At 50.3% G+C, this 18289-nt stretch carries 17 protein-coding genes; 12 read left to right on the forward strand and 5 right to left on the reverse strand.

The window, feature by feature from the left end:
• Positions 1 to 2 precede the first annotated feature (2 nt).
• Genes F6I03_RS00655 through glgA form a run of 3 tightly spaced genes read left to right on the forward strand, consistent with a single transcriptional unit; the run spans position 3 to position 3757 of the window.
• Positions 3 to 1145: a glucose-1-phosphate adenylyltransferase gene (locus F6I03_RS00655; RefSeq protein ID WP_070430943.1), complete on the forward strand. Its 1143-nt coding sequence runs from the start codon at positions 3 to 5 to the stop codon at positions 1143 to 1145.
• Positions 1132 to 2277, forward strand: a complete 1146-nt coding sequence (glgD, locus tag F6I03_RS00660; protein ID WP_070430942.1) for a glucose-1-phosphate adenylyltransferase subunit GlgD — start codon at positions 1132 to 1134, stop codon at positions 2275 to 2277. Before F6I03_RS00655 ends, glgD begins: the two co-directional genes overlap by 14 nt.
• Before the next feature lie 34 nt (positions 2278 to 2311).
• Positions 2312 to 3757 carry a glycogen synthase GlgA gene (gene glgA / locus F6I03_RS00665; protein WP_070430941.1) on the forward strand — a complete coding sequence of 482 codons (1446 nt, stop codon included), beginning with the start codon at positions 2312 to 2314 and terminating at the stop codon, positions 3755 to 3757.
• 55 nt (positions 3758 to 3812) lie between these two features.
• On the opposite strand, the gene F6I03_RS00670 is transcribed toward glgA, so the two are convergent.
• A complete protein-coding gene (locus tag F6I03_RS00670) occupies positions 3813 to 5135 on the reverse strand; it encodes an amidohydrolase (protein ID WP_083290561.1) in 1323 nt (440 codons plus the stop codon).
• A 167-nt stretch (positions 5136 to 5302) separates the two neighbouring features.
• Between F6I03_RS00670 and F6I03_RS00675 the strand changes: the two genes are divergently transcribed.
• A complete protein-coding gene (locus tag F6I03_RS00675; RefSeq protein ID WP_070431014.1) occupies positions 5303 to 6664 on the forward strand; it encodes an aspartate kinase in 1362 nt (453 codons plus the stop codon).
• 88 nt (positions 6665 to 6752) lie between these two features.
• On the opposite strand, the gene F6I03_RS00680 is transcribed toward F6I03_RS00675, so the two are convergent.
• A complete protein-coding gene (locus F6I03_RS00680) occupies positions 6753 to 7580 on the reverse strand; it encodes an undecaprenyl-diphosphate phosphatase (protein ID WP_070430939.1) in 828 nt (275 codons plus the stop codon).
• Positions 7581 to 7676: 96 nt separating this feature from the next.
• Entirely contained in the window at positions 7677 to 8705 is a 1029-nt protein-coding gene (locus F6I03_RS00685) for a lactonase family protein (RefSeq protein ID WP_070430938.1), read from the reverse strand.
• A gap of 121 nt (positions 8706 to 8826) precedes the next feature.
• Between F6I03_RS00685 and F6I03_RS00690 the strand changes: the two genes are divergently transcribed.
• Entirely contained in the window at positions 8827 to 10041 is a 1215-nt protein-coding gene (locus F6I03_RS00690) for an AI-2E family transporter (protein ID WP_083290560.1), read from the forward strand.
• A gap of 53 nt (positions 10042 to 10094) precedes the next feature.
• On the opposite strand, the gene F6I03_RS00695 is transcribed toward F6I03_RS00690, so the two are convergent.
• Together F6I03_RS00695 and F6I03_RS00700 are read right to left on the reverse strand one after the other, a co-directional pair.
• A complete protein-coding gene (locus tag F6I03_RS00695; RefSeq protein ID WP_070430937.1) occupies positions 10095 to 10736 on the reverse strand; it encodes a type 1 glutamine amidotransferase in 642 nt (213 codons plus the stop codon).
• Entirely contained in the window at positions 10733 to 12091 is a 1359-nt protein-coding gene (locus F6I03_RS00700) for a Mur ligase family protein (RefSeq protein WP_070430936.1), read from the reverse strand. Before F6I03_RS00700 ends, F6I03_RS00695 begins: the two co-directional genes overlap by 4 nt.
• A gap of 238 nt (positions 12092 to 12329) precedes the next feature.
• Between F6I03_RS00700 and F6I03_RS00705 the strand changes: the two genes are divergently transcribed.
• The 7 genes from F6I03_RS00705 to F6I03_RS00735 all read left to right on the forward strand — a co-directional run bounded on the left by F6I03_RS00705 (position 12330) and on the right by F6I03_RS00735 (position 18269).
• Entirely contained in the window at positions 12330 to 12932 is a 603-nt protein-coding gene (locus F6I03_RS00705; RefSeq protein ID WP_070430935.1) for a thymidine kinase, read from the forward strand.
• A 24-nt stretch (positions 12933 to 12956) separates the two neighbouring features.
• Positions 12957 to 14039, forward strand: a complete 1083-nt coding sequence (gene prfA / locus F6I03_RS00710; protein WP_070430934.1) for a peptide chain release factor 1 — start codon at positions 12957 to 12959, stop codon at positions 14037 to 14039.
• The gene (prmC, locus tag F6I03_RS00715) at positions 14023 to 14925 is read left to right on the forward strand and encodes a peptide chain release factor N(5)-glutamine methyltransferase (RefSeq protein WP_070430933.1); all 903 of its coding nucleotides are present in this window, start codon (positions 14023 to 14025) and stop codon (positions 14923 to 14925) included. Before prfA ends, prmC begins: the two co-directional genes overlap by 17 nt.
• Positions 14903 to 15919, forward strand: coding sequence for an L-threonylcarbamoyladenylate synthase (locus F6I03_RS00720; RefSeq protein WP_070430932.1), 1017 nt, complete (start codon positions 14903 to 14905; stop codon positions 15917 to 15919). The genes prmC and F6I03_RS00720 overlap by 23 nt, the downstream gene beginning before the upstream one ends.
• A gap of 108 nt (positions 15920 to 16027) precedes the next feature.
• Positions 16028 to 16663 carry a uracil phosphoribosyltransferase gene (gene upp / locus F6I03_RS00725; protein WP_070430931.1) on the forward strand — a complete coding sequence of 212 codons (636 nt, stop codon included), beginning with the start codon at positions 16028 to 16030 and terminating at the stop codon, positions 16661 to 16663.
• A 116-nt stretch (positions 16664 to 16779) separates the two neighbouring features.
• Positions 16780 to 18081 carry a UDP-N-acetylglucosamine 1-carboxyvinyltransferase gene (gene murA, locus F6I03_RS00730; protein WP_070430930.1) on the forward strand — a complete coding sequence of 434 codons (1302 nt, stop codon included), beginning with the start codon at positions 16780 to 16782 and terminating at the stop codon, positions 18079 to 18081.
• An 8-nt stretch (positions 18082 to 18089) separates the two neighbouring features.
• Positions 18090 to 18269, forward strand: a complete 180-nt coding sequence (locus tag F6I03_RS00735) for a DNA-directed RNA polymerase subunit beta (RefSeq protein WP_070430929.1) — start codon at positions 18090 to 18092, stop codon at positions 18267 to 18269.
• Positions 18270 to 18289 lie beyond the last annotated feature (20 nt).

The following is an 18289-nucleotide window of genomic DNA, read 5'->3' on the forward strand; positions in this document are numbered from 1 at the left end:
TTATGAAAAAACAACTATTAGCTATGATACTTGCTGGGGGTAAGGGCACCCGTCTGGGTAAATTAACCAAAGAAATTGCCAAACCAGCCGTTCCTTTCGGTGGCAAGTACCGCATTATTGACTTCCCTTTAAGTAATTGTGCCAATTCCGGCATCAAAAAAGTCGGCGTGATGACCCAGTACGAGCCGCTCGTCCTCAATGACCATATTGGGGTCGGTGTGCCTTGGGACTTGGATTCCAATGAAGGGGGCGCCTATGTCCTCCAACCTTATTCCTCGACAGATGGAGGAGAGAAGTGGTTTAAGGGGACGGCCAATGCCATCTACCAGAATATTTCTTTTATCGATAGCCAGAAGCCGGACTATGTCTTAATCTTGTCGGGGGACCATATTTACAAGATGGACTATGAGCGCATGCTTGAAGACCATGTGGCCCACGAAGCAGATTGTACCGTGGCGGTTATTCCTGTGCCTATGGAGGAAGCTTCCCGCTTCGGTATTATGAATACAGACGACCAGTCAAAGATTATTGAATTCGAAGAGAAACCTGAACAACCCAAGTCGAACCTTGCTTCCATGGGGATTTATATTTTCACTTGGGATAAATTGCGCGAGTATTTGACCTCAGACCCTGAACAGATGGAAGACTTCGGTAAAGACGTCATTCCAGCCTATTTAGATAATGGGGAAGCCCTCTATGCCTATTCCTTCGATGGCTACTGGAAGGATGTGGGGACCATCGAAAGCCTCTGGGAAGCCAATATGGAATTCCTGGACCCTGAACACCCCCTCAATATCCGGTCCAATGATTGGCCAATCTACAGTAAAAACATGGTGTCTCCTCCGCAATTATTAACGGAAGAGGCTGATGTGACCGAATCCATGGTCTGTGATGGGGCCTTTATCCGCGGACGGGTCAGTCGGTCAGTCATTTCCCAGGATGTGAAGATTGGCAAGGATAGCCAAGTGGAGAAATCCGTCTTGATGACCGGGGCGCGTGTCGGTCAAAACGCTGTGATTAAGTATGCCATCCTGGGCGAGGGTGCCCAGATTGCGGATAATGCACAAGTTATCGGGACGCCGGACCAAATCCAAGTGGTCGGCTATGAAGAAGTAGTGGGAGGTAGCGACAATGAAGAAGAATAAGTTAAGTGCCATTATTAATATGACCGAAGATGATAGCAAGCTAGCTCCGCTGACAGATAGTCGGCCAATCGGGGCCCTGCCCTTTGCCTGTCGCTATCGCTTGCTAGACTTTACCCTGTCTAGCTTGTCCCATGCCGATATTCGTTCGGCGGCCATCTTCATTAATGAGACGGGCCGCTCGGTCTACGACCATATCCGGTCAGGCCAGGCCTGGGACCTAGATACCAATTCTGGGGGGATTTTTACCTATTCTCAGATGAAGCACAAGAAGGCCCTCTATGAGGCAGCTAGTCGGATTGGAGATTTCTATGAAGACCATAAGATCTTTATTGAACGGGCTAATAGTGAATATGTCTTCATCTCTGGCTCTAAGATCTTAGCTAGCGTTAACCTGTTAGCTGTGATGGAGGCTTTTGAAGAGGGGACGGCAGAAGTGATGCGGCTCTATGCCAAGAAGGAAAAGAGCTTTGTCGAGTACCATCCTGAAGAAAACCTATTGACTATCGATGATAAGGGTTATGTGACGGACCTCGCTAAAGAAGGGGTAACGCCAATCGAAGGGGATGAAGTGAACTTCGATATGAATATGACCATTATGCCATCCAATATCCTGCTCGAAATCATCGACAAGGCCAATGCGGAAAACCTCAACGATAACTTGGACCAAATTATCGAAAAATACCTCTTAGACTATACGGTTCAAGGCTATGAATATAAGGGCTTTGTGGCTAATATTGATTCAGTGAAAGCCTATTACGATACCAGCCTATCCATGCTCGAGGGCGAGGCCTTTACCAGTCTCTTCCATACGGAGTTGCCCATTATTACCCGGACCCATAATGGGGCACCGAGCTACTATGGGGCCCATGCTAAGGTTCATAATGCGCAGATTGCTACCCATACCAATATTCGGGGTAAGATTAGCCATTCGCAAATTTCGCGTAAGGTTCAAATCCATGAAGAGGCTGAAGTGGAGAATTCAATTCTCTTCCAGGGTTGTGTGGTTGAAGAAGGCGCCCGGGTGAAGAATGCCATCTTGGATAAGCGGGTCTATGTTGAGGCTGGAGCTGTCTTAGAGGGCAGTCCTGAAAAACCTCTAGTTGTGGCTAAGAATACGCGAATTAAAGCCTAAGTTAATCGGTTGACATGCATTAAAGGAGACAGAAATGAAAATTTTATTTGCTTCAGCAGAAGCGGCCCCCTTCTTTAAGACAGGGGGCTTGGGCGATGTATCCTATGCCTTGCCCAAGGCGCTGAAAGCTCAAGGAATTGATGTGCGGGTTGTTCTTCCTTATTACACCCTCATGCCAGAAGAATATAAGGAAGCTTGCGAAGACCTCTTGAACTTCCAAGTGGAGATGGGCTACCAGCGCCAGGCATATGTAGGAATCAAGCGCTTAGTATTGGATGACTTGACCTATTACTTTGTGGATAACTTGGATTACTTTAACCGGCCTAGCTTATATGGTTATGAGGATGACTGCGAGCGCTTTGCCTTCTTTGACTTGGCTGTCATTGAAATGATGGAGAAGATAGACTTTATCCCGAATATTATCCATGTTAATGATTGGCAAACCGCCATGATTCCAGCCCTCTTAGTGGACAAGTACCACTGGCTGGAGGCCTATCAAGATATTCGCAAGGTGCTTACCATCCATAATATTCAGTTCCAGGGTTGGACGGACAAGGAAGCGCTCTACCGTTATTTCAATACCACGGATGCGACTTTCCATGACAAGGGCTGTGAGCACTACGGCGCCGTCAATTACCTCAAGGGAGGCATTAACTTCTCTGATATTGTCAGCACCGTTAGCCCTCGCTATGCCGGCGAGATTCAGACACCGGAATTTGGCGAAGGGCTGGATGCTTGCTTACGGGATAACCACTTTAAAATCCGGGGCATTATTAACGGAATTGATTATGACTTGAACAATCCCAAGACAGATCCTAATCTGCTAGTTAATTATGATGCCAAGACGGTCAAGACAGCCAAAGTGAAGAACAAGCTCAAACTTCAAGAAAGGGTTGGCCTGGCTAAGGATCCAGATGCTTGCTTACTCGGAGTAGTTTCCCGACTGACGCCACAAAAGGGCATGCAGCTGATTCAAGAGAAGGCGGAAGAACTTTTGAATACGCGCCGGGTTCAAATCTTAGTTCTGGGTACGGGGGATGATGAATTTGAACATTCCTTCCGCTACTTTGAACACAAGTATCCGGGACGTTTCTGTGCCTATATCGCTTTCGATGTCCACTTGGCCCAGCAAATCTATGCCGGCTCTGACCTCTTCTTGATGCCGAGTGCCTTTGAGCCCTGTGGCCTGTCGCAGATGATTGCCATGCGCTACGGGACCCTGCCCTTGGTGCATGAAGTCGGGGGCTTGGCGGATACAGTCGAAGCCTATAACCACTTTACAGGGGAAGGGACCGGCTTTAGCTTCAACCAGTTTACTGGCCGCGACTTCCTGAAGATTGTTAACTACGCTGTGGATGTCTATGAGCACGATGATAAGGCTTGGCAAGGTCTGATCCAAGAGGCCATGAGCCGGGACTTTAGCTGGCGTGGTCCGGCCGAAGACTATATCCAGCTCTACCAGTCACTCTTAGAACACTAAAAAAGAAAAAGGTCCTGCCTCCAGTGACGTTCTGGAGCAGGGCCTTTCATTTATCTTATGGGCGGCGGCTGATCTGGTAGAGGGTGGAGAGGAAGGCTTTGACGCCAGCTTTGAGGCAGCTTTCGTCGAAGTCGAAGGCATCATTGTGGTTGCCCGCAGCCAGGGAGCAAGCGAGGACAGCGTAAGTGGCCTGGCCGCCTTGGTCTTGGACGGCCTGCATCATATAGGCAAAGTCATCAGTGGCGCCGTGGTTGGCATAGTGGCGGTAGCAGGCCTTAAAGTCAGGGACCTTCTGGCTGGCTTGGTAGACCTCTTCTACAAGTTCGGGGCTGGCCTGGGCATTGATGGAACCGCCCACAATCTCCAGGTCATACTGGCAGTCGTAAATCTCGCAGGCGGCCCGGATGGAAGTCACCGCCTTGTCATAGAGGTGCTGGTTGACCTCCTGGCTAGGTCCCCGTGTTTCCGCCTCAAAATAACAGAAATCAGGGATGACATTGCGTCCAGTCCCTCCATTGATCGTCCCGATGTTGAGCCGACCATTGCCATGGGAATCTTGGAAGAACATGTTCATATTGGCAATGGCTGAAGTGGCTGCCAGAATGGCATTATGCCCGGATTCTGGGGCGAGGCCTGCATGGGCAGACCGTCCGTGGATGGTGACATTGAACTTACTGGTGGCATAGAGGCCAGACCAGTCACTGTAGAAGGCCAGCTCATTGTGGGGACTCTGGAGGATATGGCAAGCTAAGAGGTAATCGACCCCCTCGAGCAGGCCTGCCTCTACCATGGCCCGGGCGCCGCGCACGCCTTCTTCTGCCATTTGGAAGATAAAGGAGATTTTGCCAGTAAAAGCCTCCTGGTAGCGGTGGACGAGGCGGGCTAGGATTAAGCCCATCGCTGTATGCCCATCATGACCACAGCCGTGCATGGCCTGGCTATTCTTGGAGCGGAAGCCTGCTTGGTTGGGGAAGTGGTCAGCTTTCAGGGTCTCCTGGAGGTCATTGGCATCGATATCGAAGCGGAAGGCCAGATGGGGACCAGGGCGTCCGGTATCGACTTGGGCCATAGCCCCGGGAAAGCCGGCCATTTGGCGAACCAGCTGGGGGTCAGCGCCTTGGTCAATCGCTCTCTCAATAGCCGCTTGCCGGGTCGCATAATCGGGCCGACCCCAGGCAAATTGAGGATCGACCAGGTCCGGTCCGTAATGCACGGGGATGCCAAGTGCTTTTAAATAGCTAATAATTCGAGCGGTGGTCCGGAATTCCAACCAGGCCGTCTCAGGGTATTGGTGGAAGTCTCGGCGCAATTGAATCAATTCCTCCTCCAAGTCATCAACCGCAGTTAATAAAGCCTCTAAGTCCCCAGTCATTGTCATGTCTTCCTTTCTAGTTATGGCGAAAATATAATACCTCTACCATAGCCTAAAGCCCGATCAAAAACAATACTTTCCTGAAAAAGCCAATGAAAGTTTCTTGTCTAGGAAGTTTAGCTGTGTTATATTATAAGGAAATGAGAAAATTAAACATGAATGAGGTTATGCTGATGAAAGTGATTAAATTTGGTGGAAGTTCGGTTGCTAGTGCCGAGCAGATTAAAAAAATTAAAGATATCATTGTAAGTGACGCTGACCGACGTATCGTGGTCGTTTCGGCCCCTGGTAAACGTTTCCCTGAAGACACCAAGGTGACCGACCTCTTAATTGACCTGGCTTCCCAGGTGCTCAATGGGAACAAGGGAGTCTCCCATGTCTTTAATCAAATTGTCAACCGTTACAAGGAAATCGCAACGGACTTGGCCATTGACGAAGATATTGTGAGTGAGATTTCTCATAATCTACAAGCCTTAATTGAAGGGGACACGACAGAAGAATCTTATTTCATGGACGCTTTGAAGGCGAGCGGGGAAGACAACAGCGCCAAGTTAATTGCCGCTTACCTTCGTTCAGAAGGGATTCCTGCCCGCTATATTAGCCCCAAAGAAGCAGGGCTTTACTTGTCAGATGAGCCTGGCAATGCGCAAATCCTACCTGAATCCTATCAAAATCTCTTTGCTTTGAGAGACTATGATGAAATTATTATTTTCCCAGGTTTCTTTGGCTTCACCAAGACAGGCAAATTGGTGACCTTCTCACGCGGGGGAAGCGATGTGACCGGGGCCATCCTCGCCAATGGGGTCAAGGCCACATTGTATGAGAACTTCACCGACGTGGATTGTATCTATTCAGCCAGTCCTAATATTGTGTCAAATCCGGTGCCGATTGAAGACCTCACCTATACGGAGATGCGGGAACTCTCCTATTCTGGCTTCTCCGTGGTCCATGACGAGGCCCTCTACCCTGCCTTCGCAGAAGGAATTCCAGTGGTGGTTAAGAACACCAACAATCCGTCTGCCCCAGGGACTAAGATCACTCGGACCCGGTCGGAGTCGGAATATCCGCTTGCCGGAGTTGCCAGCAAGTCGGGCTTTGCCTCCATCTATATCAGTAAGTATATGATGAACCGGGAAGTGGGCTTCATTAACCGGGTCTTGGATGTGCTCGAAGATTATAACATCAGCTTGGAACACATTGTTTCTGGTATCGACGACATTGACATTGTCTTCAAAGAAGAAATGATCACGGCCAAGCAATTCCAAGACCTCCTAGTTGAAATCAAGGTCAAGACGGCTGCTGACGTTGTCGAAAAACGAGACAATCTCTGCTTAGTCATGCTGGTTGGGCAGAATATGCGACACAAGATTGGACTCATGGCGCGGGCAACCAAGGCCCTTGGCGAAGCCCAGGTCAATATCGACATGATTAACCAAGGTTCATCCGAGAATTCCATTATGTTTGGCATCAACGAAAAAGAAGAAGAGCGCGCTGTGGCAGCCATCTACAAGGAATTCTTCGAATCCAAGAATTAGATAAAACAAGTCATTAGGGAAGCAGGGTCTTCCCTTTTTTCTTGCATGAAAAAAAACCCAGCTGAGCTGGGCGGCTAAGACTCTGATATTAACGGATCCAAGCAAAGTAGATAATGACGATAAGCCCGAGCACAATCCGATACCAACCAAATGGCTTGAAGTCATTGCTTTGGATGTAACGGAGGAGGAGCTTAATAGTGATAACGGAAACGAGGAAGGCCACGACCATGCCTACTGCCAGATAGCCGAGTTCGGTGCCAGTGAAGCGGAAGCCCTCGAAGAAGGCCTTGACCAATTTGAGGAAGCTGGCCCCGAACATGATAGGGATGCTCATGAAGAAGGAGAAGTCGGCGGCTACGGGGCGGGAAGTTCCTAGGATGGTTGCCCCGAGGATGGAAGAGCCTGACCGGGAAGTCCCTGGTACCAGCGACAGGCACTGGAAGAGGCCAATTTCGAAGGCCCGACGGTAGGTGAGCTCTTGCATGCTGTTGACCTGACTCCTCCGTGTCTTGTTATAGTTTTCCACCAAGATAAAGGCAATCCCATAAATAATGAGGGCCAGGGCGACCACTAACCAATTCATCAGGTGGGCTTCCATCCAGTCATCGATTAAGAGACCGAGGACAGCGGCGGGAATACAACCGACTGCCACCTTAAACCAGGTCTCCCAGGTTTCCTGTTTTTCTTTTTTGGTCTTTTGCGGGGAGAAGGGGTTGAGCCGGTTGAAGTAAATCCAAATAACAGCCAGGATGGCCCCGAGTTGGATGACGACAATGAAGATATCCCAGAATTCAGGACGCACTTGGAGTTGGACAAATTCCTCTACCAGGATCATATGGCCCGTACTTGAGATAGGGAGCCATTCGGTGATCCCCTCAATGAGGCCGATTAAGATAATTTTTAAGAGTTCAAGCATAAGCAGCTTTTCCTTTCTAAGCGATAAAATAAGCAGTCTTCAATATATCAAAGTTTTAGCTGGATGAAGGCTTCCTGGCTTAAATTTGATGAAAATTTAAGAAATACTTTGGACGCAGACGACTTGGTCGAGCTGGTAGTCAAAGTCTCGGGCTTGCAATAGGCCGGATGCCGGGTCCCGGTCGAAGAGGCGCAAGTGGCCATCATTCTGGTGGGCCACGAGGAGGTAGGATTCATCGGGCGATAGGTTGAAGTCCCGTGGAAAGTCTCCCTGGCTAGCGATCACTTGGATGCGCTCCAAGCCTTGGCCATCCTTATTAATAGCGAAGACGGTTAAGCTGTTCTCACCGCGATTAGAGCAGTAGAGGAAGCGGCCGTCCGAAGATATCCGGATCGCAGCGCTGGAATTGAAGCCCAGGGGCGCTTGGTCTAAGGTCTGGTAACGTTTCAAGGGGGTTAAATGGCCGACTTCTTGGTCAATCTGGACCACATCCACCGTGTAGGATAGCTCGCTCAGGACATAGAGATAGGGCAGGCTAGGATGGGCGACAAGGTGGCGGGGCCCCGAGCCTGCTGTCAGCTTCAGGCTGTCCACCATTTGGAGCTTATTCGCTTGGATCCGATAGACGAGGACCTCATCTGTTCCCAGGTCGCAGGCGAGGAAGAAGGGGCTGTCTCGGTACTGCTTAAAGTAATGACAGTGGGGCTGGTCTTGGTTCGGGTGGGGGCCCGAGCCAGACCGATGCACAATATCAGCTAGTTCAAGATTGCCATTTGCCTGGACTTTGATTAAGATAAGACTAGCTTCACGATATGAGGCACAGAGCAGGTAGTGCCCATCTGCGCTCAGACTGACATAGCAGGCCGGCTCACTGAGAAAAGCAAGCCGGTCGACTTGTTCAAAGCCTGACGCTGTCCAGCGGTAGTGGCTAAGGCCAGGCGCTCCTGCTTGGTTCGACAGGGTAAAAAGCGAGCGCTGGTCTCTTGATAAGCAAAAATAGCAGGGGTCAGCTTCCTCAAGAAGAAGCCGGTCAGACACTGGCTGGTTGCACTTAGGATCCACAGTCAGGCTATGGATGCCGGTATTGGAGCCATCCGTATAGGCCCCGAGATAAAATTGATCCATATTAAATCCACCTTTCAATCTTAATTTTACTATAAATTAATGGTTGGCTTTTCACTGACCTCAAAAAATATTGTATACTTAAATATATAAAAGTAAATCGATTCCTTAAGGGGGGACTTTGATGGCTGATAAGCGAAGCCCAAATGATAAAATGAACCAGTACTGGCAGGAACGGAGTGACCAATTGCAGAAGATTAACTACCACTCCTTCCGTTCCTTCTTGAGTAACCGCTGGCTCCAACTCTTGCTGGTACTCATCCTAATTGCCTTATTCCTATTGATCTTTAGTCGGATCGCCCATCTCTTCCATCCGGTGATCGATTTTGTGAGTGTGATTGCCCTGCCAATCGTTCTGGCAGCCATCCTCTATTACTTGACCGTACCGATCGTTAACCACTTGGAGAAGCGGGGGCTCAAGCGGCAGTGGGGGGCCATCCTGGTCCTCGTGCTTATGGCCATTGTGGTCCTCATCCTAACTTATCTTACGCCAATCTTCTTTGCCCAATCCCAGTCCTTGGTGTCTAATTGGGATGAGTTAATTTCTAGCTATGACCAGCCCCTGCAACGCTTCTACCACAATCCTTTATTCGAAGAGGGGGTCAAGCTCTTGAATGACTGGGGGCTCAACTTCATCCAGGGCAATTCCATTAACTGGTCGACGATCTTTAACTCGGCCATTGATTCGATCGGATCGATTGTGGGTGTCCTCTCTAACTTTATCTTGGCGATTGTGACAGCCCCCTTCATCCTCTTCTATATGTTAAAGGATGGGCCCAAGCTCAAGCAAAACTTGGCCTTGGTGGTACCTAATCCCATCCGGTCATCGACCATGCAGCTGCTCTTTGAGATGAACCAACAAGTGTCAGCCTATGTGCGCGGGCAAATTATGGTCGGTATCTCAGTAGCTATTATGTTCATGCTGGGCTATTCGATTATCGGGCTCCAGTACGGTATTATCCTGGGTGTCCTCGCAGGCTTTCTGAACTTAATCCCTTATCTCGGCTCCTTCTTAGCCATGATTCCGGCGGTGATTATTGCTATTGTTCAGGGTCCCATCATGGTGGTCAAGGTCCTTGTCGTTTTCATGATTGAACAAACCATTGAGGGCCGGGTGATTTCACCCCATATCTTGGGCTCTAACTTGGACATCCACCCAGTCACCATCATGCTGCTCTTGATCGCTGGGGGGAAACTCTTCGGTATCCTGGGCATTATCATTATTATCCCAAGCTATGCCATCCTTAAGCTGATCTTTACCTACTTCTTCAAATGGTACCGTAAAGTCTCCGGCCTCTATGAAGAGGACCTCCTAGCGGAATGGGATTCAGAAGAATAGCTCTTAAAGGAAATGCCTTAGACCAGACTTAAAAAGCTGGGCTAAGGCATTTTTTATTTGCCAGAACGGGCGAGGTCAATAATGATGTCTGTTAATTGGGGGTTACGGACCAAGAGGGGACCGTGGAAGTAGGAGCAGAAGGTGTTCTTATAGAGGCAGCCTTCTGTTTGGTCTTGACCATTATTGCCGAAGCCAGATTGGACTTGGCCGAGCGCTTGGACACCGGGGCCGAGATAGGTCCGACCGGCATGGTTTTCATAGCCTTTGAGGCTGAGGTCAAAGCGGTCATTGTAAATCTCGATGTCACCAATCAAGCGGTTGGCTTCAGTTTCGGTGTAGTAGTCAATGGCTCCCAGACCTTCCAAACGCTGGTGTTGGGCATTGATGTAGTAGTGGCCTAGAAGTTGGAAGCCGCCGCAGATGGCCACTACCACGCCGCCTGACTCAATGTACTGGGTCAGGGGAGCTTTTTTCTTTTGGATGTCCTTGGCGACTAGGGACTGCTCATAGTCTTGGCCGCCTCCGAAGAAGACCAGGTCATAGGCTTCAGGATCGAAGGGGTCATTGAGGGAGACCAGGTCCGTTTCGACGGTCTCTCCCTTCTCCTTGGCCAGATATTGGAGCATGAGGAGGTTGCCATTGTCGCCGTAAGTATTCATAAGGTTGCCGTAGAGATGGCAGATTCTAAGGGTCATGCTTGCATCCGCTCCTTTACATAGCCACTAGCAGCCAGGGCCCGTCTGAGTTCGAGCATGGCCGTGTAGGTGGCTAAGATATAAACTGTGTGAGATGATGAGTCTTTAATGTACTGAATCAGGCTAACTGCGTCTGCGACAGGGTCTAGCTGGTCCTTGTCGAAGCCTGCAACAACTAAGCGCTGTTTCAAATCTTCGGCCCGCATGCCGGCATAGGCTGTGTCTTGGACCTTGTCCAGCTGGGCCAAGTCTTCAAAGTTGCCGTCCCAGATCCAAGAAATATCCTGGCCATCAGCCGGCTGGTCATTGAGGATAGTGATGAGGTCGAAGTCATCCTGCTCGAGCTTGATCAGTTCAATGATTTGATTAAGGCCTACTGGATTCTTGATCAGGTTGATCCGGACCTCTTTATCTTCAATTTGAATGGTTTCTTGCCGGCCGAAGATCCGCTGGGCGGAGGCTAGACCGCGTTTGATCGTTAGATGGTCAAGGCCAAAGTGCTTGGCAATCGAATAGGCGGCCAAGGCATTATAAACATTGTAGAGGCCGGCGACGGGAATGCTGTAGTCTTCACCGTCAATGGCAAAGCTGGCCTGGTCTGGGGTCAAGTTATGGATGGCCGTCACCGCATGCTGGAGGTCGGGCCGCTTGAAACCGCAATGGGGACAGAAGAAGTCGCCCAGGTTGGAATAAGTGACCATGTGGTAGTGGAGGACCTGTTCACACTGGGGACAGATGATCCCGTCGGTATTATAATGGGCCAGGAAATCTTCTTCCTTATTGGCGTTGGCAAAGCCGAAATAGGCGCGGTCATTGGCTGTCTCCTTAGAAGAGAAGATGGGGGCGTCCCCATTCAAGAGCAGCTGGGCTTGGGGCACCTTGCTGGCCCCTTCTAGGATCAGGTCATAGGTGGTATAGATTTCCCCATAGCGGTCCATCTGATCGCGGAAGATATTGGTCGCCACAATCAATTCGGGAGTCACTTGGGCAGTCACATGGCGCAGGCTCGCCTCATCCACCTCGAGGATGGCAATTTTTTCTTGGCCGGACTTGGTCGAAGCTTGGCTGACGAAGGTTGAGGTAATACCTTGGATCATGTTAGACCCTGTTGGATTAGTCAAGATATTAGGGTAGACCTGCTTGAGGATATTGACTGCTAGGGCAGTCGTTACCGTCTTCCCATTAGTTCCTGTAATCAGCACAATGCGGTAGTCTTTAGCGAGCTCCTCTAAGACATTCGAATCGATCTTCTTGGCAATCTTGCCAGGCAAACTCGACCCGCCCTTGGTAAAGGTATGGAGCCCCCAGTAAGAGGCACGGCCGGCTAAAGCAGCCAATTGAGTTTTCAAACGCATGGATAAATTCCTTTCTGTCTGAGTGTCGGGTCTTAGGCCCTGTTTCTTTCCTATGATACCATAGTTTGAAGGGGCAAAATGTATAAATTTATGCAAACATGTTATAATTTAAGCGTTCGCTAGTGCCATCTGAGTGGAATAACTTGGGGGCAAATATTGACTAAGTGCCGGCTGCCAAGTATCATTAATAAGGTATTTATCTGACGAAATAATCAGTCGGGAAGGAATAGGTGGTATTTTGGCACAATTATATTTTCGCTATGGGGCGATGAATAGTGGGAAATCGATTGAAATTCTCAAGGTAGCCCATAATTATGAAGAACAGGCTAAGCGGGTGATCGTGATGACGAGTGCAGTGGATACCCGGTCCGGCCAGGGCGTAATTGCTAGCCGGGTGGGCCATGAACGACCAGCTGTGGCCATTAACGAGACCTTCAATATCTATGACTATGTGGCTAAGGAGAACCAGGAAGAAGCTGTCTTCTGTGTTCTCATCGATGAGAGTCAATTCTTGAGCGCGGACCACATCCGCCAGTGCGCTCAGATTGTGGATAGCTTAAATATCCCTGTTATGGCATTTGGCTTGAAGAATGATTTTCAAAATAAACTCTTCAGCGGGTCGGAAGAACTCCTGCTTCTAGCCGATAAAATTGAAGAAGTGAAGACCATCTGTTGGTTCTGCGAGAAGAAGGCGACCATGAATCTCCGTGTGAACAATGACGTGCCTTGCTATGACGGTGACCAGGTCCAAATTGGCGGCAATGAGTCCTATTATCCTGTTTGCCGCAAGCACTACAAGCAACCACCCATGCAGGATGGCAAGATTGTCAAGAGAGTATAAAAAGGAAAAGAGAGTGAAGATTGCATGCTATTAGACCAAATTGATACTTTTATCAACCGTTACCAGGAATTGGCCGAATTATTGAGCGACCCGGATGTCATCAATGATGCCAAGCGTTTCCGTGACCTGTCCAAGGAAGAAGCCGACCTGAGACCTAAAGTTGAGGCCTTCAGACACTATAAGGATGTCGTGGACCAGATTGAAGGCGCGGAAGAAATCCTGGCTGATGAATCGGATGAGGAACTCCTCGAATTAGCCAAGGAAGAACTCAAGGCCCTCAAGGAAGAACGCGAGCAATTAGAAGAGGAAATCCGTGTCCTCATGCTGCCAAGTGACCCTAATGATGACAAGAATATCATCATGGAAATCCGTGGGGCTGCTGGGGGCGATGAGGCCCAACTCTTTGCAGCTGACCTCTATGAAATGTACTCCCGCTATGCAGAGAGCCAGGGTTGGCGGATTTCTGTAGTGGAAGCCCACAGCAATGACATTGGGGGCTACAAGGAAATCATCCTCCAAATTACGGGCGACAAGGTCTACTCCAAGCTCAAGTACGAGAGTGGGGCTCACCGTGTCCAACGGGTACCGAAGACGGAATCCCAGGGCCGGGTCCACACCTCAACCGCTACGGTGGGCGTGATGCCAGAATTGGAAGACCTCGATTTTGAAATTGATGCCAACGATATCCGGACCGACATCTACCATGCCTCAGGTGCCGGGGGCCAGCACGTCAACAAGACGGCCTCAGCTGTCCGCCTGACCCATATTCCAACGGGGATTGTGGTTGCCATGCAAGATCAACGGTCCCAACAACAGAACCGGGAGAAAGCTATGCTGATCCTGCGCTCACGGGTCTATGAACACGTTCAAGCGGAGCAACAGAGTGAATATGATAGCCAGCGGAAGAACCTGGTAGGGACAGGGGACCGGTCAGAACGGATCCGGACCTATAACTATCCTCAGAACCGGGTGACGGACCACCGGATCAACTTGACCATCCAGAAGCTGGACCGGATCATGCAAGGTGAACTGGAAGAAATCATCAATGCCCTCATCCTGGCTGACCAAGCACAGAAATTAGAGGAACTCAATGAACAAAGTATTTAATGGCTCCTACCGAGAAGCTCTCTTAGGGGCTTCTTCTTTTTTAAGGGAGAGGGGCTTTGAAGAAGCCATTGCCTACCACTATCTCCTGGGGCTGATGGACTGGGAGGCCAGTGACTGGTACCGCCAGCAATTCCAAGCCATGCCAGCAGCCGATTATGCGACTTATGCAGCTGGCATCCAGCGTATCGCTAGGGACCACTACCCCTATCAGTATCTCTTAGGAGAGGCTTATTTCTACCGCTATAAGTTTAAGGTGACTTCCGCGACTTTAATCCCCCGCCAGGAGACGGAACTCTTGGTCGACCGGGCCAAGGCCCTCTATTGTCGGGGGGCTATTCCGCGCCAGGCGGAAGTCTTGGATATTGGAACGGGGACAGGCGCCATTGCCATTAGCCTGAAGAAGGAATGTCCGGACCTAGTCCTAACAGCCACAGACCTTTCTGAAGAAGCCCTAGCTGTAGCAGAGGCTAATGCCAGAAACTTGGAAGCAGACCTGCGCCTAGTCCAAGGTGACCTCTACCAGGCCGTCTTAGGCGAACGCTTTGATTTGATTGTTTCCAACCCGCCCTATATCGGCTGCCAGGAGCTAGAGGAGGTCGCTGAGGACGTCCAACGCTATGAGCCCGATCTGGCCCTCTTTGCGGAGGCAGAGGGTTATGCCATTTACTACCGCTTAATTGATGAACTCGATACTTATTTAAGACCAGGAGGCTACTTGATCGCGGAAATTGGCTACCAGCAGGGGGACCGGCTCCTCGCCTATTGTAAGGACCAACTGCCTGCTAACTACCAGGCTCAGATTGAAAAAGATTTTGCCGGACACGACCGCTTCCTGGTGGTGTCTAAGGAAGGAGCGCCAAGAAATGACGGAAATTTACCAAAGTGACCGCATAGATGAAGCGGCCCAACAATTACGAGAAGGCAAACTCGTGGCCTTCCCCACGGAGACTGTCTTTGGTTTGGGGGCTATCGCTAATAACGACCAAGCCGTCCAGTCTGTCTACCGGGTGAAAGGCCGGCCGAGTGATAATCCCTTGATTGTCCACCTGGCCCAGCCGTCCGACCTCTTCGACTATGTCCAAGACCTGACTGCTGACCAAATCCATTGGGTCAAAAAACTCCAGGCTGCCTTCTGGCCAGGGCCTCTGACCCTTATCTTGCCGGTCAAGGAGGGGGTCTTTGCGCCGACTGTTACGGGGGGCTTGGATACGGTCGGCCTGCGGATGCCAGACCATCCCCTGACTCTGAAATTGATTAAAGCGGTTGGCTTCCCCTTGGTCGGGCCCTCTGCCAATCTGTCTGGAAAACCTAGTCCGACCAAGTTAGACCATGTTCGCCACGACTTCGATGGCAAGATTGCAGGTATTTTGGCGAGCCAGCCGACACGCATCGGGGTGGAATCGACGGTTCTCGACCTGTCTGACCCACGCGGCCTCTTCATCCTGCGCCCAGGCCAGATCGGCAAGGAGCAGATCGAAGCGGTCTTGGAGGGCGTTAAGGTGTCTTATCCCGACCAATTAACAGTCGAAGCTGACCAACAACCCAAGGCCCCTGGGATGAAATACCGCCACTACAGCCCCCAACAGACGGTCTATGCGGTAACAGCTGACCGTATGGCGGAAGTGATCCAGGACCATGCAGACCAGGCTATCTTCTGTGCGGGACGAGAAGCCTGCTTGGCAGGTCTTCCAGAACTGGCCCAGACCTATTCATTGGGGCCTAGCCTAGAGACGGCCACCCAGCGCCTCTTCGATGCCTTACGGGTGGCCGATGACAGCCAGGGAATCGACCTTATCCTCGTCGAATGGATCGATGAAGGCGAAAGCTCAGCTGGCTACCGCAACCGCCTAAAGAAGGCTAGCGTACAGGTCTTTGACTAGGTCACATTTTCAGGGGCAAAGCCAGCTATTTTTCCTTGCAATAAACTGAATTAGTGGTAAAGTAATTAGAGAAGTATGACGACGAAACTAGATTATTGGAGGCATAAAATGGGAAAATTACACGTGATTGATCATCCATTGGTTCAACATAAGATGACCTTGTTACGGGATAAGGACTTAGGCAGTAAGGGATTTCGTGAACTCGTTAATGAAATTACGGTCTTCTTAGGCTATGAAGTTACCCGCAATCTCCCACTGGAAGAAGTGGAAGTGGAAACGCCAGTCGCTGTCACCAAACAAAAAATGATCACTGGTAAAAAAGTTGCCATTGCCCCTATCCTGAGAGCAGGCTTGGGCATGGTAGACGGTATTCTGACCCTAGTTCCCGCTGCTAAGGTAGGCCACATTGGGATGTTCCGTGATGAAGAAACCTTGGAACCCCAAGAATATTTCTTCAAGATGCCTAATGACATCGAAGACCGGCAAGTGATTATTGTCGATCCCATGTTAGCAACTGGGGGGTCTGCCCTCATGGCCATCGATTCCTTGGTCAAACGTGATGTTGACCCTGCTCACATTGACTTTGTCTGCCTGGTTTCTGCTCCAGAAGGGGTCAAGGCCATCCAAGACAAGTACCCAGAAGTTGATATCTATACAGCTGCTTTAGATGAAAAACTAAATGAGCACGGCTATATCGTCCCTGGTCTCGGGGATGCGGGTGACCGTCTCTTCGGTACCCTCTAAGCCAGTTCAAAAAATCCAAGTCAGTCTCTCCCACATAAGGGGGAAGGCTTTATCACTTGGATTTTTTTGTGTATAATAGTTAATTGAATACTGATGAAGGTGGTGTTTCCAGTTACATGGAGAATATAATTGTGCGGGGAGGCAAGACCCTCCAGGGAGAAGTTAAGGTTGATGGGGCAAAGAATGCTGTCTTACCCATCCTTGCTGCGACCCTCTTAGCCTCTGAAGGGAAGAATGTCATCAACAATGTCCCGCTCTTGTCGGACGTTTACATTATGAAAGAAGTGCTGTCCTACCTGGATGCTGACGTTCAATTCGATGAAAGCAAGCAACAGATTGAAGTGGTTTCAGCCGGCCAATTACGGACCGAAACCCCCTTTGAATTGGTCAGCAAGATGCGGGCTTCTGTTGTTGTCATGGGGCCTCTCTTGGCGCGCTTTGGCCATGTCAAGGTGGCCATGCCCGGTGGCTGTGCGATTGGGACTCGGCCGATTGACCTCCATATCAAAGGCTTCGAAGCCTTAGGAGCAGAGGTGTCGATGACGAACGGCTATGTGGAGGCCCAGGCTGACCAGCTCGTGGGGGCCGATATCTACCTCGACTTTCCGAGTGTCGGAGCTACAGAGAATATTATGATGGCTGCCGTCCTGGCAGAAGGGGTAACGACGATTGAGAACGTCGCTAAAGAACCCGAAATCGTTGACTTGGCTAACTATCTCAACCGCATGGGCGCCCAAGTCCAAGGGGCGGGGACGGACACCATTAAGATTACTGGCGTCCAAACCATGCATGGCACCGACCACTGTGTGATTCCTGACCGGATTGAAGCAGGAACCTTTATCCTAGCTACAGCAGTCGCTGGGGGCGAAGTCCTCGTCAAGGATGCCCTGGTGGAACATAACCTGCCCCTGATCTCCAAATTGCGGGAAATGGGCGTCGAAATTGTGGAAGAGATGGACGCTGTCTTCATCAAGTCAGACGGCCACTTGAAGGCAACTAATGTTAAAACTTTGCCTTATCCTGGCTTCCCAACCGACCTCCAGGCTCCCTTCACCATTGCCCAAATCCGGGCAGAAGGCAACTCTATTATGGAGGAGACCGTCTTTGAGAACCGCTTCATGCACCTGGAAGAACTCCGCCGCATGGATGCCCAGTTCAAGATTCACGGGGATACGGTAAGCTTCGAGGGGCCCAGCCAACTCCAGGCCGCCAATGTCCAAGCCACGGACTTAAGAGCCGCTGCCGCTCTGATTATTGCTGGCTTAGTTGCAGAAGGCACCACCGTGGTCTCCCAATTGCAGTACCTGGACCGGGGCTACCACCACTTAGAAGACAAACTCCATGCCCTAGGCGCCGATATCAAGCGGATCGATGCTGATGAATTGCGCAGCCGCCCAGCCGCCGACTTCTTCGACTAGGTGTTTCGATGACTAAGCATACAAGGCGTCTCAGCAAAGTTCAACGCTGGGGACTCTATCTCCTGGCCCTGGTCTGCCTCTTTGTCATTGGCTTGATGCTGGGCTATGGCATAGGCAGCGATCACTTCTTCTTGAAGGTCTTTGACGCTGAGGTGTGGCAGCACCTATTGGATTATTTTAGAACTTAAGACAGATTGATCAGAACCCG

The sequence above is a fragment of the Aerococcus sanguinicola genome, assembly GCF_008726925.1.
GTDB lineage: Bacteria > Bacillota > Bacilli > Lactobacillales > Aerococcaceae > Aerococcus.

Excerpts from the sequence above, each read along its gene's own strand:
- F6I03_RS00720 (WP_070430932.1), top strand. The coding sequence starts at position 14,903 with ATGACGGAAATTTACCAAAGTGACCGCATAGATGAAGCGGCCCAACAA.
- F6I03_RS00675 (WP_070431014.1), top strand. The coding sequence starts at position 5,303 with ATGAAAGTGATTAAATTTGGTGGAAGTTCGGTTGCTAGTGCCGAGCAG.
- F6I03_RS00680 (WP_070430939.1), bottom strand. The coding sequence starts at position 7,580 with ATGCTTGAACTCTTAAAAATTATCTTAATCGGCCTCATTGAGGGGATC.
- F6I03_RS00690 (WP_083290560.1), top strand. The coding sequence starts at position 8,827 with ATGGCTGATAAGCGAAGCCCAAATGATAAAATGAACCAGTACTGGCAG.
- glgA (WP_070430941.1), top strand. The coding sequence starts at position 2,312 with ATGAAAATTTTATTTGCTTCAGCAGAAGCGGCCCCCTTCTTTAAGACA.
- prmC (WP_070430933.1), top strand. The coding sequence starts at position 14,023 with ATGAACAAAGTATTTAATGGCTCCTACCGAGAAGCTCTCTTAGGGGCT.
- F6I03_RS00700 (WP_070430936.1), bottom strand. The coding sequence starts at position 12,091 with ATGCGTTTGAAAACTCAATTGGCTGCTTTAGCCGGCCGTGCCTCTTAC.
- prfA (WP_070430934.1), top strand. The coding sequence starts at position 12,957 with ATGCTATTAGACCAAATTGATACTTTTATCAACCGTTACCAGGAATTG.
- murA (WP_070430930.1), top strand. The coding sequence starts at position 16,780 with ATGGAGAATATAATTGTGCGGGGAGGCAAGACCCTCCAGGGAGAAGTT.
- F6I03_RS00655 (WP_070430943.1), top strand. The coding sequence starts at position 3 with ATGAAAAAACAACTATTAGCTATGATACTTGCTGGGGGTAAGGGCACC.
- F6I03_RS00670 (WP_083290561.1), bottom strand. The coding sequence starts at position 5,135 with ATGACAATGACTGGGGACTTAGAGGCTTTATTAACTGCGGTTGATGAC.
- F6I03_RS00685 (WP_070430938.1), bottom strand. The coding sequence starts at position 8,705 with ATGGATCAATTTTATCTCGGGGCCTATACGGATGGCTCCAATACCGGC.
- glgD (WP_070430942.1), top strand. The coding sequence starts at position 1,132 with ATGAAGAAGAATAAGTTAAGTGCCATTATTAATATGACCGAAGATGAT.
- upp (WP_070430931.1), top strand. The coding sequence starts at position 16,028 with ATGGGAAAATTACACGTGATTGATCATCCATTGGTTCAACATAAGATG.
- F6I03_RS00695 (WP_070430937.1), bottom strand. The coding sequence starts at position 10,736 with ATGACCCTTAGAATCTGCCATCTCTACGGCAACCTTATGAATACTTAC.
- F6I03_RS00735 (WP_070430929.1), top strand. The coding sequence starts at position 18,090 with ATGACTAAGCATACAAGGCGTCTCAGCAAAGTTCAACGCTGGGGACTC.